This window comes from Agrobacterium sp. LR_9 (assembly GCF_041954855.1).
Classification (GTDB): domain Bacteria; phylum Pseudomonadota; class Alphaproteobacteria; order Rhizobiales; family Rhizobiaceae; genus Agrobacterium; species Agrobacterium leguminum.
In genome coordinates this window covers 36138-57288 of record NZ_JAVAYA010000018.1, presented here as the reverse complement: position 1 = coordinate 57288, position 21151 = coordinate 36138, and the positions used below count along the sequence as shown (strand labels likewise).

At 60.7% G+C, this 21151-nt stretch carries 20 protein-coding genes; 11 read left to right on the top strand and 9 right to left on the bottom strand.

The genetic code is table 11. The annotated features are described in order from the left end of the window. Positions 1-53 precede the first annotated feature (53 nt). The 6 genes from RAC79_RS19175 to RAC79_RS19150 all read left to right on the top strand — a co-directional run bounded on the left by RAC79_RS19175 (position 54) and on the right by RAC79_RS19150 (position 8208). Positions 54-1649: a GMC family oxidoreductase gene (locus RAC79_RS19175; RefSeq protein ID WP_078052639.1), complete on the top strand. Its 1596-nt coding sequence runs from the start codon at positions 54-56 to the stop codon at positions 1647-1649. A 13-nt stretch (positions 1650-1662) separates the two neighbouring features. Further along, positions 1663-2547 (top strand): 3-hydroxyisobutyrate dehydrogenase, encoded by an 885-nt coding sequence (gene mmsB / locus RAC79_RS19170; protein WP_065657336.1) that lies wholly within the window; start codon positions 1663-1665, stop codon positions 2545-2547. Continuing rightward, complete coding sequence (locus tag RAC79_RS19165; protein ID WP_174040206.1) at positions 2544-4499, top strand: acetoacetate--CoA ligase; 1956 nt, start codon at positions 2544-2546, stop codon at positions 4497-4499. The genes mmsB and RAC79_RS19165 overlap by 4 nt, the downstream gene beginning before the upstream one ends. Positions 4500-4503: 4 nt before the next feature. Further along, positions 4504-5289, top strand: a complete 786-nt coding sequence (locus tag RAC79_RS19160; protein WP_078052642.1) for a 3-hydroxybutyrate dehydrogenase — start codon at positions 4504-4506, stop codon at positions 5287-5289. 137 nt (positions 5290-5426) lie between these two features. After that, positions 5427-5768 carry a hypothetical protein gene (locus RAC79_RS19155; RefSeq protein ID WP_142845698.1) on the top strand — a complete coding sequence of 114 codons (342 nt, stop codon included), beginning with the start codon at positions 5427-5429 and terminating at the stop codon, positions 5766-5768. 103 nt (positions 5769-5871) lie between these two features. After that, on the top strand, positions 5872-8208 hold the full coding sequence (locus RAC79_RS19150) for a glucose/quinate/shikimate family membrane-bound PQQ-dependent dehydrogenase (RefSeq protein ID WP_142845697.1): 2337 nt from the start codon (positions 5872-5874) through the stop codon (positions 8206-8208). Between the two features lie 71 nt (positions 8209-8279). On the opposite strand, the gene RAC79_RS19145 is transcribed toward RAC79_RS19150, so the two are convergent. After that, positions 8280-8780, bottom strand: a complete 501-nt coding sequence (locus RAC79_RS19145; protein WP_142845696.1) for a ferritin-like domain-containing protein — start codon at positions 8778-8780, stop codon at positions 8280-8282. Positions 8781-8952: 172 nt separating this feature from the next. Between RAC79_RS19145 and RAC79_RS19140 the strand changes: the two genes are divergently transcribed. Continuing rightward, positions 8953-9438 (top strand): MgtC/SapB family protein, encoded by a 486-nt coding sequence (locus RAC79_RS19140; RefSeq protein WP_065657330.1) that lies wholly within the window; start codon positions 8953-8955, stop codon positions 9436-9438. A 6-nt stretch (positions 9439-9444) separates the two neighbouring features. Here RAC79_RS19140 and RAC79_RS19135 read toward each other — a convergent pair whose 3' ends face one another. The 6 genes from RAC79_RS19135 to RAC79_RS19110 are packed head-to-tail and all read right to left on the bottom strand — an operon-like array spanning position 9445 to position 13322. After that, positions 9445-10671 carry an FAD-binding oxidoreductase gene (locus RAC79_RS19135; protein ID WP_142845695.1) on the bottom strand — a complete coding sequence of 409 codons (1227 nt, stop codon included), beginning with the start codon at positions 10669-10671 and terminating at the stop codon, positions 9445-9447. 18 nt (positions 10672-10689) lie between these two features. Beyond that, positions 10690-11100, bottom strand: a complete 411-nt coding sequence (locus RAC79_RS19130; protein ID WP_142845694.1) for a TIGR02588 family protein — start codon at positions 11098-11100, stop codon at positions 10690-10692. Positions 11101-11107: 7 nt separating this feature from the next. Then, positions 11108-11968: a TIGR02587 family membrane protein gene (locus tag RAC79_RS19125; protein WP_142845693.1), complete on the bottom strand. Its 861-nt coding sequence runs from the start codon at positions 11966-11968 to the stop codon at positions 11108-11110. Between the two features lie 53 nt (positions 11969-12021). Then, complete coding sequence (locus RAC79_RS19120) at positions 12022-12462, bottom strand: PPC domain-containing DNA-binding protein (protein ID WP_142845692.1); 441 nt, start codon at positions 12460-12462, stop codon at positions 12022-12024. A gap of 59 nt (positions 12463-12521) precedes the next feature. Next, positions 12522-13082, bottom strand: coding sequence for a type 1 glutamine amidotransferase domain-containing protein (locus RAC79_RS19115; protein ID WP_142781042.1), 561 nt, complete (start codon positions 13080-13082; stop codon positions 12522-12524). Positions 13083-13100: 18 nt separating this feature from the next. Then, positions 13101-13322 carry a hypothetical protein gene (locus RAC79_RS19110; protein ID WP_020811542.1) on the bottom strand — a complete coding sequence of 74 codons (222 nt, stop codon included), beginning with the start codon at positions 13320-13322 and terminating at the stop codon, positions 13101-13103. Between the two features lie 292 nt (positions 13323-13614). Between RAC79_RS19110 and RAC79_RS19105 the strand changes: the two genes are divergently transcribed. From RAC79_RS19105 to RAC79_RS19095, 3 genes are read left to right on the top strand one after another with little or no spacing between them, the layout of a single operon-like run. Next, entirely contained in the window at positions 13615-14445 is an 831-nt protein-coding gene (locus RAC79_RS19105; RefSeq protein ID WP_142845722.1) for an N-formylglutamate amidohydrolase, read from the top strand. Beyond that, the gene (locus RAC79_RS19100) at positions 14442-16319 is read left to right on the top strand and encodes a flavohemoglobin expression-modulating QEGLA motif protein (protein WP_142845691.1); all 1878 of its coding nucleotides are present in this window, start codon (positions 14442-14444) and stop codon (positions 16317-16319) included. Before RAC79_RS19105 ends, RAC79_RS19100 begins: the two co-directional genes overlap by 4 nt. A gap of 10 nt (positions 16320-16329) precedes the next feature. Continuing rightward, complete coding sequence (locus tag RAC79_RS19095) at positions 16330-17376, top strand: glutathione synthase (protein ID WP_003522515.1); 1047 nt, start codon at positions 16330-16332, stop codon at positions 17374-17376. Between the two features lie 2 nt (positions 17377-17378). On the opposite strand, the gene RAC79_RS19090 is transcribed toward RAC79_RS19095, so the two are convergent. Both RAC79_RS19090 and RAC79_RS19085 read right to left on the bottom strand, forming a co-directional pair. Next, on the bottom strand, positions 17379-18401 hold the full coding sequence (locus tag RAC79_RS19090; protein WP_142845690.1) for an NAD-dependent epimerase: 1023 nt from the start codon (positions 18399-18401) through the stop codon (positions 17379-17381). 87 nt (positions 18402-18488) lie between these two features. Further along, on the bottom strand, positions 18489-19820 hold the full coding sequence (locus tag RAC79_RS19085) for a UDP-glucose/GDP-mannose dehydrogenase family protein (RefSeq protein WP_142845689.1): 1332 nt from the start codon (positions 19818-19820) through the stop codon (positions 18489-18491). Positions 19821-20204: 384 nt separating this feature from the next. Between RAC79_RS19085 and RAC79_RS19080 the strand changes: the two genes are divergently transcribed. Then, a complete protein-coding gene (locus RAC79_RS19080) occupies positions 20205-21092 on the top strand; it encodes a DMT family transporter (RefSeq protein ID WP_078052653.1) in 888 nt (295 codons plus the stop codon). Positions 21093-21151 lie beyond the last annotated feature (59 nt).

Sequence of the window (21151 nt, the reverse complement as noted above, 5' to 3'; positions counted from 1 at the left end):
AGGCCTCTTCCGCGTCCGGGACGACGCGGCAAGGGCGGCGCGTGGAGAAGAGCATGGGCGAATATGACTATATCGTCATCGGAGCGGGGAGTGCCGGATGCGTTCTCGCCAACCGCCTTTCGAAAGATCCGAACAACCGCGTGCTGCTGCTGGAAGCGGGCGGCAACGACAATTACCACTGGATCCATATTCCAGTCGGTTATCTCTACTGCATCAACAATCCGCGCACCGACTGGTGTTTCAAGACGGCGGAAGAGCCGGGGCTGAACGGCCGCTCGCTGATCTATCCGCGTGGCAAGGTGCTTGGCGGCTGCTCCTCCATCAACGGCATGATCTATATGCGCGGCCAGGCGCGGGACTACGACGTCTGGCGTCAACTCGGCTGCGAGGGCTGGGGGTGGAACGACATCCTGCCCTATTTCCTGAAATCGGAAGACTTTTATCGGGGAAAAAGCGATCTGCACTCCGCCGGCGGCGAGTGGCGCGTGGAAAAGGCGCGCGTGCGCTGGGATGTGCTGGATGCTTTCCAGAAGGCGGCGGGCGAAGCGGGCATTCCCGCAACCGACGATTTCAACCGGGGCGACAATGAGGGGGCCGGTTATTTCGATGTGAACCAACGCTCCGGCTGGCGCTGGAATACGGCCAAGGCATTTCTGAAACCGGCGCTTGGCCGCAAGAACCTGACGGTTCTGACCAAGGCCCATGTCAAGCGTCTCCTCATCGAAGAAGGCCATGTTACGGGGGTGGAGTTCCACCATGACGGCGTCCTGAAAAAGATGCGGGCGCGGCGTGAGACGGTGCTGTCCGCCGGTGCCATCGGCTCGCCGCATATTCTGGAGCTTTCCGGCGTCGGCCGTGGCGATGTGTTGCAGGCGGCCGGTATCGACACGGTGGCGGAGGTTCAGGGCGTGGGTGAAAACCTGCAGGACCATCTGCAACTGCGCATGGTCTACAAGGTCTCCGGTGTCCTGACGCTGAATGAAAGGGCCTCCACCCTGTTCGGCAAGGCGCGGATCGGTCTCGAATATGCGCTGACGCGCTCCGGGCCAATGTCGATGGCGCCGAGCCAGCTCGGTGTTTTCACCCGTTCTTCACCCGAGAAGGAAACCGCCGATCTGGAGTATCATGTCCAGCCGGTTTCGCTCGACAAGTTCGGCGATCCGGTTCACACTTTTCCGGCCATTACCGCAAGTGTCTGCAATCTGCGGCCGGAAAGCCGGGGCTCAGTGCATGTGAAAGGACCGGATTTCGCCATGCAGCCGGAAATCCGCCCGAACTATCTTTCCACCGAAGGCGATCGCCAGGTGGCCATCGACGCCATGCGGCTGACGCGCCGCATCGTCGCCCAACCGGCCTTCGCGCGCTTCAAGCCGCAGGAATACAAGCCGGGTCCCTCGTTCGAAAACGACAATGATCTTGCCAAGGCGGCGGGCGATATCGGCACCACCATCTTCCACCCCGTCGGCACGCTGCGCATGGGGTCGGATATGGAAAGCGTTGTCGATGCGCGGCTGAAATTCCGCCGGCTCGCCGGGCTGCGCGTCGCCGACGCATCGGTGATGCCGCGCATCACATCCGGAAATACCAATTCCCCGACGATCATGATTGCCGAAAAGGCCGCCGACATGATCCTTGCGGATAATCGCTGAAAGGAGCGCTCCGATGAAGACCGTCGCTTTTATCGGGCTGGGACATATGGGCCTGCCCATGGCCGCCAATCTCGTCAAGGCCGGATATGCCGTCAGGGGTCACGATCTCTCCGAAGCCTGCCGCGCGGCGGCGAGAGAGGCCGGTGTTCCCGTTGCTGCGGGTTCTGCCGAGGCTATCGAAGCCGCTGACGTCATCATCACCATGCTGCCGAAGGGCGAACATGTGGTTTCCGTCTATGGCGATCTGGTTCGGAAAATCCCTGCCGGAACGCTTCTCATCGACTGCTCGACGGTGGATATGGAAAGCGCGCTAAAAGCGCATGAACTGGCCGCTTCTGCCGGCTGCCCCTCGGTCGATGCGCCCGTATCGGGCGGCACGGGCGGGGCTGCCGCCGGCACCCTGACCTTCATGTGCGGCGGCGAGGCTGCGGCCTTCTCTGCGGCAAAGCCTGTGCTGGAGGCGATGGGCAAAAAGATCGTGCATTGCGGCAAGGGCGGTAACGGCCAGGCGGCCAAGATCTGCAACAACATGATCCTCGGCATTTCCATGATCGCCGTTTCGGAAGCTTTTGTTCTGGGCGAAAAACTCGGGCTTTCGCATCAGGCGCTGTTCGACGTCGCCTCCACCTCTTCCGGGCAATGCTGGTCGCTCACCACCTATTGCCCGGTGCCGGGACCGGTGCCGACATCGCCCGCCAACAAGGATTACCAGCCCGGATTTGCGGCGGCCCTGATGCTGAAGGATCTGAAGCTTTCGCAGGAGGCGGCAAATGGCGCCGGGGCTTCCACCCCGCTCGGTGCGGCGGCGGCCGCGCTTTACGAGAACTTCGTCGATGAGGGGAGCGGCGGACGTGATTTCTCCGCCATCGTCGAAATGCTGCGCGGGAGCGAAGCATGACGGACGCCGCGCCATCCGATATTTTGTGGGTGCCGCCGAGGGAAAGGCTGGCGCGCTCGGCGCTTTTTTCCTTCGCAGAGAAAACTGCAAAGCTGCACGGGCAGGCCGCCGATGACTATGCCGGCCTGCTGCGCTGGTCCATCAACGCGCCGGATGAATTCTACAATGAACTGTGGGACGAACTCGGCATTATCGGCACGCGCGGCGATACGGCATTCAAGCCCGGCAAGACCATACGGCAGGCCGAGTTCTATCCGGGCGCAAGGCTCAATTATGCTGAAAACCTGCTGCGCGATGCCGACGCGCGGCTGGCCATCATCGCCCATCGCGACGATGGCACACGGCGTGAAATTAGCCGCAGAGAGCTTTACGACGAGGTGTCCCGCATGGTGCAGGCGCTTGCTGATGCGGGTGTGAGCGAAGGCGACCGCGTCGGGGCCATCGTCACCCATGATATTGAGGCGATCGTGAGTTATCTGGCCGCGAGCGCCATCGGCGCGATCTGGTCGTCCTGCTCGCCGGATTTCGGGCCGGCGGGCGCCTCCGACCGCCTGTCGCAGATCGGTCCGAAAATCCTCATCGCCGTGCCGGAATATGGTTATGCCGGCAAGCGCATCGATGTCGGCCCGACCATTCGGGCGGTGGCGGAAAGTGCGGCTCCTGAAAAGATCGTGCTGATCGGCGATGCCGTGCCCGAAAACCTTGCCGATCTCGGCTGCGTGACGCTTACGGATTTCGTCGCGCCTTATGCGGCGGGTGAGATTGCGTTCAACCGTCTGCCCGTCAAGGCGCCGCTGGCGATCCTTTATTCGTCCGGCACCACCGGCAAGCCGAAATGCATCACCCATTCCGGCGGCGGTTTGCTTCTTCAGCACATGAAGGAGCTGAAGCTGCAATGCGATATTCAGGAAGGGGAGCGCTTCTTCTATTTCACCACCTGCGGCTGGATGATGTGGAACTGGCAGGTCTCCGGTCTGGCGCTCGGCGCTACGCTCGTCACCTATGACGGCAATCCCGGTTATCCCAACCCTGCGCGGCTAATCGACCTCATCGACGCCGAACGGATCGCCACTTTCGGCACGTCGGCGAAGTTTATCGACGCCTGCCTGAAGGCCGGGCTGAAGCCGCGTGAAAGCCACGATCTTTCATCGCTGCGGACCATTCTTTCCACCGGCTCGCCGCTCATCCCGCAATCCTTCGATTATATCTATCGCGACTGGAAGGCTGAGGTGCACCTCGCCTCGATCTCCGGCGGCACGGATATCTGCGCCTGTTTCCTTGGCGGCAACCCTTTGCAGCCGGTGCATCGCGGTGAATTGCAGGGTGCGATGCTGGGCATGGATATCGACATCCTGGACGATGAGGGCCGTTCCGTTCGAGGCGTCGCCGGCGAACTCGTCTGCCGCAATGCGCATCTGTCCCTGCCGGTGAAGTTCTGGGGCGATGAGGATGGTTCGCGCTATCAGGCCGCCTATTTCGACCGGTTTCCGGGCATCTGGGCGCATGGCGATTTCGCCGAAATGCGCCTCTCTGGCGGCTATGTCATCCATGGGCGTTCGGATACGACGCTCAATCCCGGCGGGGTGCGCATCGGGACTGCGGAAATCTACCGCCAGGTGGAAACCGTGCCCGAAGTCGAAGAGGCCATTGCCGTCGGGCAGGATATCGACGGCGACCAGCGGGTCATCCTCTTCCTGCGCATGAAGGGCGGCGCAGCGCTGACGGAAGAGCTGGAAAAGACTATCCGCAGCCGCATCCGTTCAGGCGCCACGCCGCGGCATGTGCCGGCAAGGATCATTGCCGTCAGCGCCATTCCCCGCACCCGTTCCGGCAAGATTTCCGAAATCGCGGTGCGCGACACCATTCATGGCCGGCCGGTGAAGAATGCCGATGCGCTCGCCAATCCCGAAGCGCTTGAACTTTTCCGCAACCTGCCGCAGCTGAAGGACTAGGCCGATGGAGGATCAACCGAAAACCGTGCTTGTCACGGGTTCCACCAGCGGCATCGGGCTTGCCATCGCCAAGCGATTCGCCGAGGCGGGGTATCTGGTCGGGGTGCATGGCATAGAGACGGCGGAGGAGGCGACGCAGGCGCTGGAGGCGGTCGCGAAGGTGGCGCGGCACAGGCCGGTCTATTTTGCCGCCAACCTCGCCAATTATGATGAAAGCGCGCATCTGCCGGAGACCGTCATCGCCGAACTCGGTCATATCGACGTCCTCGTCAACAATGCCGGCATTCAGAAGGTCGCGCCGATCGATGAGTTCGATTTCGCCGATTTCTCCCGCATCGTCGCCATCTCGCTCGACAGCGCGTTTCACACCATCCATGCGGCCCTGCCGGGCATGAAGGAAAGGGGCTGGGGCCGCATCGTCAACATCGCTTCCGCGCATGGCCTGCGCGCCTCGCCCTTCAAGGGGCCTTATGTCGCGACCAAACATGCGGTGGTGGGGCTGACGAAAAGCGTGGCGCTGGAAGTGGCCGAACTTGGCATCACCTGCAACGCCATCTGCCCCGGTTATGTCTGGACGCCGCTCGTCGCCGCCCAGGTGGCCGATCAGGCGCGCGTGCATGGCATGAGCGAGGAGGATGTGGTGAAGAAGGTGATGCTTGCGCCGCAGCCAACCAGACGGTTCGTGCAACCGGAAGAAGTGGCGGAAATGGCGCTTTATCTCGCGGGGGACATGGCCCGCTCCATCACCGGCACCACCATCTCGATCGATGGCGGCTGGACCGCGAAATAATCTTCGCATATCCGACGCTGCGCTGGCGCTTCGATACGCAGGCCGCTGGAATGGGGTTGAAACTAATCCTTTTCCGCGTCTGGAACAAAACCCTGACCCCAATGATTAGATCAACAGGGTTACAGGGAGTGAGAGACATGGCCAGAGAAAATACCAGCTATCTCGACGGTCGGGATGCGCCGAAAAGCGAAACGGCAACGCGCGCGCGGCAAGGATCGCGCGGACGTCCCGTGCTTGTCATTCTGATCGTCAGCGTGCTTCTTGCATTGGTGGTTTGGGCCGTTGTCGAATATTCGGTTTTCGAACCCGACGAGAACCTGCCGCAGAACCCGCAGACCGAGACTGCGCCCGTGCCGCAGCAGCCGTCGGGTTCCGGAAGCTTCGACAACAATCCGGCGAATGGCCGCCCCCAGCCGCCGTCATCGACAGAGACAAATCCCGCGCCGCAGGATTCGACCGGCGCGCCGCAGAACCCGTGACCACCATGGCGTGAAGTTTTTTCGCGCCGATGATGATTTTCATGGAACCAGATCGCGCCCGATTTCATTTCACGCGAAGTGACAGGAATCGGGGGTTTCATTCATGGCAGTCACCGTCACTGCAGTTGTTCTCACGCTGATCGGTCTTGCGCTGTTCGGTTTCGGCTCTCAGCTCGTCATGCTGGGCGGGAGCTTCTATTACGTGCTTTCCGGACTGGCTTTTCTGCTGACGGCCGTTCTGCTGTTCAAGCGCAATCGCGCAGCCCTTCACGTCTATGCCGTCTTCATTGTCGCGACGCTCGCCTGGGCCATATGGGAAGTCGGCTTCGACTGGTGGCAGCTTGGTCCGCGCGGCGGCATCATTATTCTCATCGGCCTCTGGCTTCTGGTCCCATGGGTCAGAAAGCCGCTCGGTTTTTCGAGCCCGACCGGGCTTAGCTACGGGCCGAATGCCTGGCCGCTTGCGCTGTCCGTCCTCGCCTCCATCGTCGTGGCCGGATATTCCATGGCACAGGATCCGCACGATACGGCCGGTTCCCTGCCTCAGGAAACGGCCTCTGCCACGCCCGCCTATGGCGGCAATGTGCCTGACGGTGACTGGCATCAATATGGCCGCACGCCCTATGGCCAGCGTTATTCGCCGCTCACCCAGGTCAATGTCGACAATGTCTCGCAGCTCAAGGAAGCCTGGCGTTACCAGACGGGCGATGTGAAGCTGCCTGATGATGTGGGGGAAACCACCTATCAGGTGACGCCGCTGAAGATCGGGAACACGCTTTATATCTGCACGCCGCATAATTGGGCGATCGCCATCGATGCCGCCACCGGCAAGGAAAAGTGGAAATACGACCCCAATATCGGTCTCAATCCGGATCGCCAGCACCAGACATGCCGCGGCGTTTCCTATTATGCCGAGCCGAATGCCACGCAGGGCACGGCCTGCGCCGAGCGCGTCTACCTGCCGACCTCGGATGCGCGGCTGATCGCGCTTGACGCCGCCACCGGTCAGGTCTGCACGTCCTTTGCCGATCAAGGTGTGCTGCATCTTGAGCAGGGCATGAAATACAATCCCGCCGGTTATTATTATTCGACCTCGCCGCCCGTCATCGTGGCGGGCAAGATCATCATCGGCGGCGCGGTGAACGACAACTATTCCACGCAGGAACAATCCGGCGTCATCCGCGCTTTCGATGTGAACAGCGGCGCGCTCGTCTGGAACTGGGATTCCGGCAACCCGGCGAAAACCGAACCGATTGCGGCGGGTGAAACCTACACCACCAATTCGCCCAACAGCTGGTCGGTCTTCAGTTACGATGAAGGCCTCGGCCTCGTTTATATCCCGCTCGGCAATCAGGTGCCGGATCAGCTCGGCATGGGCCGCAGCGAGAATGTGGAGAAATATTCCTCCTCCATCGTTGCGCTGGATATAAACACCGGCAAGGATCGCTGGGTGCGCCAGACGGTTCATCACGATCTCTGGGACATGGACGTGCCGGCCCAGCCGGTGCTGCTTGACATCACCAAGGACGGCCAGACCGTGCCGGCTCTCGTCGGCCCCACCAAGCAGGGCGATATCTACGTTCTCGACAGGCGCACCGGCGAGCCGCTTCTGCCGATCACCGAAGAACCCGCGCCGGGCGGCGCCATACCGGAGGACTTCACCTCTCCGACGCAGCCGACGACGGCCCTGTCCTTCAAGCCGGAGCCATTGCAGGAAAAGGACATGTGGGGCGTCTCCATGTTCGACCAGCTCGCCTGCCGCATCCGCTTCCATCAGCTGAACTACAAGGGTCGCTACACGCCGCCTTCGCTGACCGGCTCGATCATCTATCCCGGCAATTTCGGCACCTTCAATTGGGGCAGCGTGGCGGTCGATCCCGAGCGTCAGGTCATGTTCGGCATGCCGACCTATCTCGCCTTCACCTCGCAGCTCGTGCCGCGCGCCGACATTCCGCCGAAGGGTCAGGACGAAAAGGGAAGCGAACAGGGCCTCAACCGCAATGACGGCGCACCCTATGGCGTGTTCATGGGTCCGTTCCTCGGTCCGTTGCAGATTCCCTGCCAGGCCCCGCCATGGGGTTATGTCGCGGGTGCTGATCTGCGCACCGGCGATATCGCTTACAAACACAAGAACGGCACGGTCCATGACATGACGCCGCTGCCGCTGCCCTTCAAGGTGGGTGTGCCGGGCATTGGCGGGCCGATGATCACCAAGGGCGGCGTCGCCTTCCTCGGTGCTGCCGTCGACAACTACCTGCGCGCCTATGATCTGACCACCGGCAGGCAGCTTTGGGAAGCGCGCCTGCCGGCCGGCGGTCAGGCAACGCCGATGACCTATGCGCTGGATGGCGGCAAGCAATATGTGGTGATGGTTGCGGGTGGCCACGGCTCCGTCGGAACCAAACCGGGCGACTATGTGATCGCCTATACCCTGCCGTAATCTCTGCAGGTTTCAAGATACAAAAAAACCGGAATGGGCGACCATTCCGGTTTTTGTTGCCAAGAGGGGTATCAAGCCGCTTTTTTCTCGGCGGCGGCGTTGACCGAAGTTTTGGCGAGCGCGGTCAGCGTATCATCGGTTTTCGCTTCTTCCTTGAGCGTGGCATCCAGCAGTGAAACTGCTTTCGTGTGGCCCAGCTTTTCCGCCCATGCCTTCAGCGTGCCATAACGGGCGATCTCATAGTGCTCGACCGCCTGCGCCGAGGAAACCAGGCCAGCGTCGAGGGCGGGCGTGCCCTTGAAGTCCTCCATGATTTCCTCGCCCTCGGCGATGATGCCCTGAATGGCTTCGCAGGTCTTGCCCTGCGCCCGCTTACCGATGATCTCGAACACCTCCTGCAGGCGCTCGACGTGCCCCTGGGTTTCTTCCTTATGTTTTTCAAAAGCCTGTTTCAGCTTCGGATCGGTCGCCGCCCGCGCCATTTTCGGCAGGGCTTTCAGGATCTGCCTTTCGGCGTAGTAGATATCCTTCAGCGTATCGTAAAACAGGTCGTCGAGTTTCTTCTCGGCCATTGTTCCTTCTCCCATGTGTGAAAATGCATGCCGTGCGCCTGTGCGCACGGGAGACAAACCCTTTGCTGCGCCCATGGTTCCGGCTCGGTTGCGCGCAACGTTTATATTGCCGCGCGGAACCAACACGCCTTTGCGAACTTAGTGTGAAGAAATTTCGGGAGGAGACGCGACAGTGCCCCAGAGCCTTGCAGAAGAATTTTCCATGAATATTTCCATCCCCTTCGAGGTGCTGCTGGTGCGTGTGTTCGGCGCAGTCATCCTGTGCGGCCTGATCGGTCTGGAACGTGAGTTTCACAAGAACACCGCCGGCCTGCGCACCAACATGCTGATCGGCCTTGCCGCCGTCACCTTCTGCGTTATCACCATTCACATGATGGAGACGATGGCGGAAGGCCATGAGGCCGCGCGGCTCGATCCTATCCGGCTGGTGGAGGCCGTGACGGCGGGCATCGCCTTTCTCGCGGCGGGTGTGGTCGTTTATACGAGAGGCGATGTCAAAGGCCTGACGACTGGCGCCAGCATGTGGCTTTCGGCGGCAATTGGCCTCTCGGCCGGCCTTGGCATGTGGCCGCTTGCTCTTCTCGCTTCGGGAATGGGCATTGTCGTCCTGTGGACGCTGCGCCGCTTACAGGTGGCGGCGGGCATCAAGGAGGAATGAACGACATCAGCCGAAGCGGAAAAGATCGGCGTCGGGATCCTTGCCGCCATTGATGGCGGCGGCCACGATTTCAGCGGCGATCTGGCTGAAGGTGATGCCGTTGCCGCCGAAACCCATCACGGCATAGACGTTGTTCATTCCGGGCACCGCGCCAATCAGCGGCAGGCCGGTGGTGGTCGTGCCGAAGGCCGCCGCCCAGCGATATTCCGGCTTTCCCATGTCGATGCCGAGAAGCTTTTCGATCTTGCGGCGGATCGTCTCCGCCTTGGCGGCGAGCTTGCGCTCCGACTGGTATGCGGTGGGGTTTTCCTCGTCCTCGCCTCCGGCGATCATCCGCCCCTCCCGGTCGGTGCGCAGGTAGAGATAGGGATCGGAGGCCTCCCAGATGATATGGTTCTCCAGCCAGTCGGGTAGGTCGAGCCCCTTTCGGCTCGCCAGCGCCCAGGTCGAAATGATCTGGTGTTTCGGGCTCTCCAGCACTTTCAGGAATTCATAGCCGGTGCAGAAAACGACATTGCGCGCTGAAAGGATTTTGCCGCCGGCGGTGGCAAGGACAACCTCGTCGCCGAGGTTCCTGAGATCGGTGATCTCAAGCTGGGAGACGATTTCGGCGCCGGCGCCCGCCGTGTGGCGCAGCAGGCCGGCCGTCAGCTGTGCGGGATTGGCGGAGGCCGAAATATCGCTGAGGATGGCCCCGGTCCGGTGCAAGCCGTATTGCTCTCTCAGTTCCGCGGCGGTGAGGAGGCGGGCCTCGATGCCCGCTTCTTTGCGGGCTTCTGCTTCAGCCTTCAATGCGCGCGATCCCATTTCGTCTCCAGCCAGATAAAGGGCCTGTTTGCGCCTCATGCTGCAGGAGATGTCGAGCGAAGAAACGATTTCCTCCAGCCGCAGGACGGCGCGGGCGGAACGCTGCCATGCCCTGTCAGCCGCGTGCCTGCCGATCATCTTTCGAAGCTGCGTCAGCGGCGTGTCGATTTCGTGCTGGATCATCGCGGTGCTGGCGACGCTGCTGCCCATGACCGGTTCGCGCCGGTCGACGATCAACATGGATTGACCTGTCCGCTGCAGGGCGTGGGACACCAGCGCGCCACTGATACCGGCGCCGACGACGATCGTGTCGTAATGGTCCGCCTCCGGCGTGTGGCTGCTGCGGACGCCAATGCGCGGTGTATCCGCCCACACAGGCTTTGAATCCCTGAGGTCGCGTTCTTTCGTCAGTTCCGATGTCGGCATGAAATCATCCTGAAAGTGTCACGGCTCGGTATAGCCGGCGACATTGATGGTGAGCGTTGCGCTGCGGGGATCGTTGCGGAAGAAAAGCGTGCCGGTATCGCGAGACTCCGAGGCGACGTAATCGAACGTCACATCGGCGCTCTCCAGCGTTGCGCCGTTTTGCTGCAGGTCGCCGCGCACCTGCACCTGCGCCGCCGTCGTCATGGACGGGTTGCGGATATCGAACCGCACCCGGTATTGCCCGGCCTGCGCCTCCACGCCAGTAACGGCGATTTCGAAGCGGGCATCCTCCGGCCTGTAGCGATAGATGTCATAGCCGATCCAGCCCAGCATGGCGGCGACAAGGAGCGTGCAGATGGCGCCCGTCAGCCATTCTATCCAATGGGGCTCGGGGCTTTCCGTATGTTTGCGGCCCTTGGATATCGTCATCTTGTCCTCACAGGATCAGTCGGGCAGAGGCCGCGCCGATCGAGGCGGGAACGCCGAGAATGACGGCGGCATTCATGATCTGCGACAGCGATGTGTGGTCGAGGCGCTCGAAGGTCCAGAGCGTATAGATGCTGATGGCGATGGCGATGACGTAGCCGGGCAGGGTGAAGCGGATGAAGGATTGCCACCACTTCTGCCCTTCGTGCAGCTGGTGCGAGCCCTTGAAGTGAAGCGCGTAGACAAAGCCATGCATGATGGCGACCGACAGCAGGCAGAGCGCCAGAATGTGATAGGGCGTCACCTTATAGGCGATCAGGATCATTTCTTCCGTCGGCGCAACATTGAGGCTGAGGAAAAGCGCGCCGACCACCATCATGAACAGTTCGTGCAGATAACCCGTCTCGCCGGAATATTCGCCCTCCTCTTCATCCTCCGCGTCGGAATGCTGACCGAGCTGGCTGCGCCCAAGCAGTGCGCCGATGCTGGCTGGAACGGATTGCAGCGCAATCTTGGCGACGATGTTGGAGGCGGTGATCTGGTCGTTCAGAATGCCGAACAGCAGCAGCACGGCGGCGCTGACAGCAATGCCCAGCCCATAGGCCGTTATCGCATCGCGCAGCGCCTGGTTCCAGGAGTGAATATTCTCGAAGCCGATGCGGCGGGCGAGAAGAAGCAGCAGCGGCAGGTTGAGAATGCAGAGCAGTAGAAGCCGCCAGGAATCGACGTAAAGACCGAGAAACCACATTTCCATAGTCATCAGCATGGGCAGGGCAAACAGCAATGCACCCGCCGTGCCGCGCGCGAGGCCGATCAGAAATTGCCCGACCTCGTCATCGTCCGCATCTCTTCGATTGATCGCTGTCACCATGCCGCCCCCTGTCCACAGCGATAACGCAATGGCGTTTTTCCGGTTCCGTGGGTTTATTTCGCGGGATCGATGAGAGCGATGCCGAATTCCGGGCGATAGCTGCGCCGCAATTCCGCAGGTGTTTCGCGGATGACGACTTCCAGCGTAGGCCGCACCACCCCTTTTAGAAAATGGCCGCCCCTGGTGGAGCCATCGGCAAAGCCCAGAACCACATGCAGGTGCGGATTGGGCGTGTCATTCTCGTCAAGGGTGATATCGCCAAGCAGGCTCAGGACCTCGCTCTGATCGGTGACCGGTATTTCCTTATAGTCCTGTGTCGAAAGATCGAAAAAGGCGAGTGTTGCCGTGGCGAAGGCGCCGATCGCGCTCACCGAGGCGGCGTTGATATTCTCGGCCCTCGCAAAGCGCCTGATGGCCTCGAAGGCTTCTTCCTCTGGATCGATGACGAGGATGAAGGTGCGCTCCGCGCCGCTTGCCAGCAATCTGCTTTTCATGTCTTCCTCCCAAATAGAAGTGCCGCCGGGAAACCGGCGGCACGAATATGATACGTGTCTTAAGCGGCGCGGCGTTCGTGGCGGCCTTCCTCGACCTCTTCCACGATCTTGGCGACGAAGGCATCGAGATCGTCAGGGCTGCGGGAGGTAATGATCCCCTTGTCGGTCACCACCTTTTCATCCTTCCAGTTGGCGCCGGCGTTCTTGAGGTCGGTCTTGATCGACCAATAGGAGGTGGCGTCGCGGCCACGCAGGGCGTCGGCTTCTACAAGCAGCCAGGGTGCGTGGCAGATGGCGGCCACCACTTTGCCGGATTTGATGAAATCACGCACCACCCGCATCGCATCCTCGTCATGGCGCAGAACGTCCGGATTGATCTGGCCGCCGGGTAGAACCAGCGCGTCAAAATCTTCGGTTTTTACGGCCTTGGCGGATAGATCGACGGCGATGCTGTCACCCCAGTCTTTCTTGTCCCAGCTCTTGATCTCGCCCTCCTTGATGGAGGCGACCTTCACGTCTGCACCTTTGGCCTTCAGCTGGTCATAGGGCACGCGCAATTCGGAACGCTCATAGCCGTCCGTTGCGAGAATGAGGATTTTTGCAGCGTTGATTGCAGTCATGTCTGTCTCCTTCTGGGTTCACTTGCCCTTGTCTGAATTCATGGAGGGCAGGAAAAATTCCACGTCCTTGAGCCGCTCCGCGTCGAGATTTTCGATATGCGTTTGCCAGAACCGTTCGGCTTCCGCTGGTTCGTGCTGCCATTGGCGCACGAAGGTCTTGTTGTCGTCGATCATCACCTGACGCGTGCCGCCGAGACGCAAATATTCTTCCGCAAGTTTGCGTGTTTCGGTCTTTTCCATGTCGCGGCTCCTTGTGCGTGGAAAGCGGGAACGGAGGGGTGCCGGATGGGTAAGAAGCTCGGCTGCCATTTCGTTGGCCACCGGGAGAAAACGGAAAAATCCCGATGTTCTTCAGCGCCATCGCGTCCGTTTGACACGGCGGCCCCTCCTGCTGGAACAACGTGAGCTTTCCGGTAAGGTTCCGCAGTTTTTTCGGCGGCCTCGTTGCTGGTGCCGAATGTATCGCGCGCAATTTTTTACCGGAACAAACGGGCATGTCCCGCTGTTTTATCCCCTATGCAGGGGAGGCAGCATGGCAGCCAGACAGAGCGACGACGAATACCGCGGTGACAACGACAACAAGGGTTTCTGGTCGATCGATTTCGGCAACTCACCGGTTATAGGCACGGCCATTCACGACGGTCATCGCATTAGACCGGACATATCCGGGCTCATCGCCCTTTCCCCGGAACAGCGGCTGCGGGAGGAAGACCCTTTCACCGGTGAGATGATCGCGGGACTGACGAACCGTCTCGTCGTTCACCATTCGCGTTTCGAAATCGATCTCAACCGTGCGGCCGATCAGGCGATCTATCTGAAGCCGGAACAATCCTGGGGGCTTGAGGTCTGGAAAGAGGAGCCGGCGCAGAAAGCTATCCGGCAATCGCTCGATTTTCACGCCGACTATTATGCGATGCTGGAGACAGTGCTCTCTGCAATCGAAAGGCGGCACGGCGCCTTCGTCGTGCTGGATGTACACAGCTATAATCATCGCCGGCAGGGCGCCGCTGCGCCGCCGACGGCGCAGGCGGAGGCGCCCGATATCAATATCGGCACCTTTTCCATGGATCGCAGCCGCTGGGGCGATATCGTGAGCGCGGTCGGGCACCACTTCGCGTCAGCGACCATCGGCGGACGCCGCCTCGATGTTCGCGAGAACGTTGCGTTCCAGGGCAAGGGGGAGCAGACCCGTTTCATCCACGAAAGGTTCGCCGAAAATGGCTGCGCCATCGCAATCGAGTTCAAGAAATTCTTCATGGACGAGTGGACGGGAAAGCCGGATGCGCGTGTGGTGGCGGATATTCGCCAAGCGATAACAGCACTCCAGCCGGTGCTCGAAGAGTGCCTGAGGTCGCGGCGATGAACCTCTCTCCCGCCCGCAGCGCACCGTCTCCCATCGCCGATCTGGTCGATGATGTCGTGTCCTGCCTCGAGGCCGGCAAGGCCATCCGCCGCGATGTCGGCAAAGACGGTCGTCTGCATATCGACCGGCCGCTGCCGTTCCTCTGCCTGCATTTGACCGGTGGCACGAAAAATCTCGCCGCCCGCGATATCGCCACCGCCCACGCCTCCTATCTGATCGCGTCGACCATTCAGGAGGCAGCGCCGCTGATCGAGGCCGTTGGCACGGTCATGCGGCAGCGCTTCGGCGCATTCATCGTCCTCGATATCGGTGAGCTGGAGCATGACATTCTGCTGGCCGACGATTCGCCTTTCCTGCCGCATTATGAGGTTTCCGTCTCGGCGACGGCTGAGCCAGAAACGCAGAATGCCCGCCGGGTCTTCATCAAGGCGGTTTGCGATGCCGAAGTGCGTTTTCGCACGCCGCGCATCACCCGGCCGGAACCGGATGCCGATCCGGTTCTGCGGTTCAAAAAAGCGGGCCTTGATTTTCCCTGTATCAGCGTGCGTTTTGCGCCGATCTACCGCCAGCCGGAATCCGGTGCGGATTATCCGGGCCTGCGGGTGACGATGATCGCCGATCTTTTCGATGCCGGTCTGCAGGCTTTTTCATCCTTCGCTTCGGGCAAGGACGCGCTCAAGGTTACCAGCCATCGGGCGCTGGGGCGCAAGGCTTTCGTCGATGCCGTCAGGCGTGCCGACCGGTCCATTGACGATATTGTTTCATCCTTCGATTTTCTGCTTTCCGTCACGCCCATCAACGCTCGCCGGGCCTTCGAGGAGTTTCGTGATGGCGGCTTTCAGTTCGCGCCGCGCCTGCTCTACCGGCCGCTCGGCGTCGATGTCGAGGAGCAGAAACGCAAGCTTTATTCCGTCGTGTTCGATCATCTGGAAGACCCGGTGCTTTATAATCTCTACCGGGAGAAACAGCAGGAGATCGATCTGCAGCTGACGATGCTCGCCAATCTGCACCATCGCACCTTCACCGATTTTTCGCGCGCCCTTTATGGCGCTGTCGAACCGGCTCTCCTTCAGCTGGCGCTGCGGGTGCTTGCGGATTGCCCGCGCCGGGAGGAAAGCAGCGAAATCGCCATGGTCGATTGTTACGCGGTCGCCAAGAAGTCGCGGGAGATGGTCGAGACCTATCTTGCGGAAGCCCCGGAATTCAAGGCGCGCGTTGAAATCCGCGACGACCTGCCGCCGGGCCTGATGGTGACGGGTGAGAAGCTTTTGATTTCCCGCCACACTGTCATGGAACAGCGCCGTGTCGAGGCACTGCTGTCGCATGAGATCGGCGTGCATCTTCTCACCTATTTCAACGGCTCGTTTCAGGGGCTGCGTCTCTTCCGCACCGGCCTTTCCGGTTATGAGGGCGTGCAGGAAGGGCTGGCGGTGCTGGCGGAACATCTGGCCGGCGGCATGACGCGTGAGCGCCTGCGGCTGATCGCCGGCCGCGTTATCGGCTGCGCCGCCATGCTGGATGGGGCGAGCTTCGTGGAGACCTTCCGTACCATGACCCGCGATCACGGTTTCGATGAGGCCGGGGCCTTCAACATGGTGCTGCGCATCTATCGCGGCGGCGGTCTTTCCAAGGATGCGATCTATCTGCGCGGGCTGGCGGAGGTGCTGGACCATCTGCGCAGGGGCGGGGCGCTCGATCCGTTCTGGATGGGCAAGATCGCCGCCGCCCATTTTCCGGTGATGCAGGAGCTTGCCCTGCGCGGCCTGTTGCGGCCGCCGGGCGTCAGGCCCGCATTTCTGCTGCCCGCCAAGGCCAATGAACGGCTGGAAAAAATACGGGCGGGATTATCCATTGCCGAACTGGCGACATTATAGGAGGGGCTTCATGCGTATCGCATTTTTCGTCAATTCCATCGAAACAGAGGGACCGAACTACGCGACCGGGCTGCTTGCCATGGCGGCGCTCAATCGCGGCCACGAGGTGGTCTATCTGACGCCCGGCGATTTCACATTACGCTCGGACGACAGCCTGACCATTCACGCCACCGTGCTGCCGAAGGGCAAAATCAAGAAAGGCGAGACGTTCCATTCCACACTTCAGGACAAGGCGCTGGAGCGGCGAACCATGGATGTGGAGGAAATCGATGCGCTGATGCTGCGCAACGACCCCTCGCTCGACCAGACGACACGGCCATGGGCGGTGCATGCCGGTATCCTGTTCGGCCGCCTGGCCGAACAGCGGGGCGTCGTCGTGCTGAACGATCCCGAAGGTCTGGCGCTCGCGCAGAACAAGCTCTATTTTCAGAGTTTTCCCGAAATCGTCCGCCCGACCACGATCATTTCGCGCAATGTCGAGGAAATCCGCGCCTTTGCCGACGCGCACCCCAAGGGCGTCATCGTCAAGCCGCTGCAGGGCTCGGGCGGCAAGAACGTCTTCAAGATCGGCTCCAGCAAAGAGACCAATCTCAACCAGATTTTCGAGGCGGTGAGCCTTGAGGGATATCTGATCGCGCAAGCCTATCTGCCGGCCGCCAAGGATGGCGACATCCGCTTCTTCATGATGAATGGCCGGCCGCTGATGCGTGAAGGCAAATATGCCGCCCTTCGCCGCGTGCCCGCCAAGGGCGACCTGCGCTCCAATATCCATGCCCATGGCACGGCGGAAGCCGTGAAGGTGACGGATGAGATCGTGGCGCTTGCCGAAATGGTGCGGCCGAAGCTGGTGGAGGACGGCATGTTCCTCGTCGGGCTCGATATCGTTGGCGACAAGATACTGGAAGTGAACGTGTTTTCCCCGGGTGGCCTTTCCAATATCCGCGATCTCACGGAGATGGATTTCAGCGACACGATCATCGAGGCCGTGGAAACCAAGATCACCATGCAGAGCGCTTCCGGCGGCACCATCTCCAATCGCCTGCTGGCGACGCTGTGAGGTTATTCCCGTAATTCGGCCGGGTGCATCTCGCGATACCAGGCGACGAGGGCCTTGATGCCCTCTTCGACCTGGGTTTGCGGCACGTAACCGGTCAATGCCCTCAGAAGATCGGGAGAGGCGAAGGTGCGGGGAACATCGCCCTGCTGCATCGGCAGCATATTGCGGATCGCGGGTTTCCCGACCGCCTTTTCGACCGTTTCGACGAAATGCATCAGCTCCACCGGCTGGCCGCCGCCGATATTGACCACGCGGAAGGGTGCGTGGTGCGACAGCGTGTCGGTGACGCCTTCCTGCGTAACACGGTTTTCCTCGGACGGGATGACCGCGCTCAACCGGACGATGCCCTCCACCAGATCGTCGATATAGGTGAAATCGCGGCTCATATTGCCTTGCCCGTAAATATCGATCGGCCGGCCGTTGGAAACGGCGTCGACGAATTTGATCGGCGCCATGTCCGGCCGCCCCCACGGGCCGTAGACCGTGAAGAAACGGAAGGCGGTGGTGGGCAGCTTGTGCAGATGGGCATAGCTGTGCGCCATCAGCTCCATCGATTTTTTGGTGGCGGCGTAAAGCGTCATAGGCTCGTCGGCCTTGTCGCTCTCAGCGAAGGGGATTTTCTCGTTGGCGCCGTAGATGGAGGAGGTCGATGCCAGCATCAGGTGCTTGACCTCAAGGCTTCTGGCGAGCTCCAGCATGTTGAACGAGCCGATGAGGTTGGAATCGATATAGGCGCGCGGATTTTCAATGCTGTAACGAACGCCTGCCTGTGCCGCGAGGTGGATGATGATCTCAGGCTCGGCGGCCTCTGCCGCGCGCTTCAGCGCATCCGTATCTTCCAGCATGCCGATTTCGGCACGGAAGCCGTTGGAGCGGGAAAGAATGGCGTGGCGTTTTTCCTTGAGGTTGACATCGTAATATTTCGTCATGCCGTCGAAACCGGTCACGAAATGGCCGGCGTCCAACAGTCGCTTGGCAACATAAAAGCCGATGAAGCCAGCCGTGCCGGTAATCAGATAACGCATGATGATTATATCCCGAATTCGTTGGTGCGTTTGCGGTCTGACCGAAGCGCAGAAAACCTTTTTGATGAAATGGCGAAAACGAAACCTCTATGCGCCCTTGTCGGAACCGCCTTCATGCGGGCGACCGACGGCGGCATAGATGAAACCATGCGCGGCGACCTCATCCGTGCGGTAGATATTGCGCAGATCCACCAGCACCGGATGTTTCATGATCGCCTTCAGGCGCGGAAGGTCGAGCGCGCGGAACTGGTTCCATTCCGTCACGATCACCACGGCGTCGGCATCTTCCGCCGCCTCGTAGGGGCCGGCTGCATAGTCGATGTCTTCCATCAGGTGGCGGGCATTCGCCATGCCTTCCGGATCGTAACCGACCACTTTCGCACCGCCGTCCTGCAGGGTCTGGATGATGGCGATTGCCGGGCTATCGCGCATGTCGTCGGTATTCGGCTTGAAGGTAAGGCCAAGCACGGCGATCTTCTTGCCGCGCACATCGCCGCCCACCGCATTGATGACCTTGCGGCCCATGGCGCGCTTGCGATTGTCGTTGATGGCGATGGTGGTCTCGATCAACCGCACCGGCGCATCATAATCCTGCGCGGTCTTGGCAAGCGCCAGCGTGTCCTTCGGGAAACAGGAGCCGCCATAACCGGGGCCGGCGTGCAGGAATTTCGGGCCGATACGGCCATCGAGACCGATGCCGCGCGAGACATCCTGCACATTGGCGCCGACCTTTTCGCAGAGATCAGCCATCTCGTTGATGAAGGTGATCTTCATCGCCAGAAAGGCGTTGGCGGCATATTTGATGAGTTCGGAAGCGCGCCTTGTGGTGAAGAGCAGCGGCGACTGGTTGAGGTAAAGCGGGCGGTAAACTTCGGTCATGACGGGGCGGGCGCGCTCGTCCGAAAGGCCAACGACGATGCGGTCCGGCCGCTTGAAATCCTCGATGGCCGCACCTTCGCGCAGGAATTCCGGATTGGAAACCACGGCAAAATCTGCCGAGGGGTTTTCCTCGTGGATGATACGCTCTACCTCGTCGCCGGTACCGACGGGAACGGTGGATTTGGTGACGATGACCGTGAAACCGTCAAGCGCATGGGCGATCTCTTTCGCCGCCGCATAGACATAACCAAGATCGGCATGGCCATCGCCGCGCCGCGAGGGCGTGCCGACCGCGATGAAGACGACATCGGCATTGGCGACGGCTGCGGAAAGATCGGTGGTGAAGCTCAACCGCCCGGCCTTTGCATTGTTGGCGACAATGGTCTCCAGACCCGGTTCGAAGATCGGAATATGGCCGTTTTTCAGGGCCTCGATCTTCTCCGGCATCTTGTCGACGCAGACCACGTCATGGCCGAAATCTGCAAAACACGCGCCGGACACGAGGCCGACATAACCCGAACCGATCATCACAATCCGCATTCTTTTTCCTTTCGGTTAGCGAGGCCATGGTAAAGCAGCAATATCAGCCGGGGAAATCGGCGGATGAAAATCGCATGATAATATTTAGCCGCCTTCATGCCCGCCGCCAAGCGCCACGATGAACACCGGCTAACCTCTTTCCATGACGGGGATGTGATGGCCATGGCGGGACAAATTTGCCGCACCTTGCAGCCATTTGCACCGGTCGTGTTCAATCGGGTCATTTTGCGGTTTTTCCGGCTTGCACTCATAGGTAGCCGGGTCTAGCCATAGGGCTGAGGATCAAATCTGCCAGACTGTCTGTCCCTTGAAAGGGGCGTCCGGGTCGCGTTCCACGCGGCCGGGGGATGCTTTGCATTGCGGTCGGTGTTTGGGGACGTTCAAATGCAAAAGGGTTTTCTGCTCGGTCTGTTCGCTTATGCGACCTTTTCCATGGGCGATGCCACCATCAAGTCGCTTGGATCGCAGATCAGCGTTTTCGAAATCGGCTTCTTCAGCATTCTGTTTTCCGGCATTTTTATTTTCTTCAGCAAGCCGCGCGAGGAAAGGTGGCGTGAGTTCTGGCGCATGAGCCGGCCCTTCGCGGTGCACGGGCGCGCGATCTCCGGCCTTTTCGCGGGTATTTTCGGCATCTATGCCTTCACCACCATTCCGCTGGCGGAAGCCTATGCGCTGATCTTCCTGTCGCCGCTCTTCGTCACCGTGCTTTCCGCCGTCGTGCTGAAGGAGAATATCGGCCCATGGCGCTGGGCGGCGGTTCTGGCGGGTATCGTCGGCGTGATCCTCGTCGTGCGGCCCGGCTTTAAGACACTCGAACTCGGGCATTTCGCCGCCATCGGCGTTGCGTTCCTCGCGGCGATGACCATCGTTTTGCTGCGCTCGCTTGCGGGCAAGGAAAAGCGCACTTCGATCATGGGCGTGCTGCTGATTTACGGCCTCACCTTCAACGGCGTTGCCTCCATCCCCGAATTCGTCATGCCCAACCTGCACCAGCTCCTGGCCTTCGCCTTCATCGGCCTTTGCACGGCAACGGGGCAGATCACCCTTCTGGTTGCAACCCGCATCGCGCCGGCGAGCCAGATCGCGCCATCGCATTATTCGCAAATCCTCTGGGCGGTGGCGATCGGCATGGCTTTCTTCCACGAATATCCGGATGCGGTCGCCGTGCTGGGTCTGGCCGTCATCGCCGCATCGGGACTGCTGACGATGATCCGCGAAAAGGTGAGGCTCGGCACCGTGCGCTGGAACCCGTTTTTCCGCAATCGGCTTTGAACTCACCCCTGATCGGAAACAGTGCGTCAACCGAAGCGCGGCTTGTGAAGCGGCGGCAA

Bases quoted from the DNA above. Each gene is read 5' to 3' on its own strand.
- RAC79_RS19175 (WP_078052639.1), top strand. From the start codon at position 54: ATGGGCGAATATGACTATATCGTCATCGGAGCGGGGAGTGCCGGATGC.
- mmsB (WP_065657336.1), top strand. From the start codon at position 1,663: ATGAAGACCGTCGCTTTTATCGGGCTGGGACATATGGGCCTGCCCATG.
- RAC79_RS19165 (WP_174040206.1), top strand. From the start codon at position 2,544: ATGACGGACGCCGCGCCATCCGATATTTTGTGGGTGCCGCCGAGGGAA.
- RAC79_RS19160 (WP_078052642.1), top strand. From the start codon at position 4,504: ATGGAGGATCAACCGAAAACCGTGCTTGTCACGGGTTCCACCAGCGGC.
- RAC79_RS19155 (WP_142845698.1), top strand. From the start codon at position 5,427: ATGGCCAGAGAAAATACCAGCTATCTCGACGGTCGGGATGCGCCGAAA.
- RAC79_RS19150 (WP_142845697.1), top strand. From the start codon at position 5,872: ATGGCAGTCACCGTCACTGCAGTTGTTCTCACGCTGATCGGTCTTGCG.
- RAC79_RS19145 (WP_142845696.1), bottom strand. From the start codon at position 8,780: ATGGCCGAGAAGAAACTCGACGACCTGTTTTACGATACGCTGAAGGAT.
- RAC79_RS19135 (WP_142845695.1), bottom strand. From the start codon at position 10,671: ATGCCGACATCGGAACTGACGAAAGAACGCGACCTCAGGGATTCAAAG.
- RAC79_RS19130 (WP_142845694.1), bottom strand. From the start codon at position 11,100: ATGACGATATCCAAGGGCCGCAAACATACGGAAAGCCCCGAGCCCCAT.
- RAC79_RS19125 (WP_142845693.1), bottom strand. From the start codon at position 11,968: ATGGTGACAGCGATCAATCGAAGAGATGCGGACGATGACGAGGTCGGG.
- RAC79_RS19120 (WP_142845692.1), bottom strand. From the start codon at position 12,462: ATGAAAAGCAGATTGCTGGCAAGCGGCGCGGAGCGCACCTTCATCCTC.
- RAC79_RS19115 (WP_142781042.1), bottom strand. From the start codon at position 13,082: ATGACTGCAATCAACGCTGCAAAAATCCTCATTCTCGCAACGGACGGC.
- RAC79_RS19110 (WP_020811542.1), bottom strand. From the start codon at position 13,322: ATGGAAAAGACCGAAACACGCAAACTTGCGGAAGAATATTTGCGTCTC.
- RAC79_RS19105 (WP_142845722.1), top strand. From the start codon at position 13,615: ATGGCAGCCAGACAGAGCGACGACGAATACCGCGGTGACAACGACAAC.
- RAC79_RS19100 (WP_142845691.1), top strand. From the start codon at position 14,442: ATGAACCTCTCTCCCGCCCGCAGCGCACCGTCTCCCATCGCCGATCTG.
- RAC79_RS19095 (WP_003522515.1), top strand. From the start codon at position 16,330: ATGCGTATCGCATTTTTCGTCAATTCCATCGAAACAGAGGGACCGAAC.
- RAC79_RS19090 (WP_142845690.1), bottom strand. From the start codon at position 18,401: ATGCGTTATCTGATTACCGGCACGGCTGGCTTCATCGGCTTTTATGTT.
- RAC79_RS19085 (WP_142845689.1), bottom strand. From the start codon at position 19,820: ATGCGGATTGTGATGATCGGTTCGGGTTATGTCGGCCTCGTGTCCGGC.
- RAC79_RS19080 (WP_078052653.1), top strand. From the start codon at position 20,205: ATGCAAAAGGGTTTTCTGCTCGGTCTGTTCGCTTATGCGACCTTTTCC.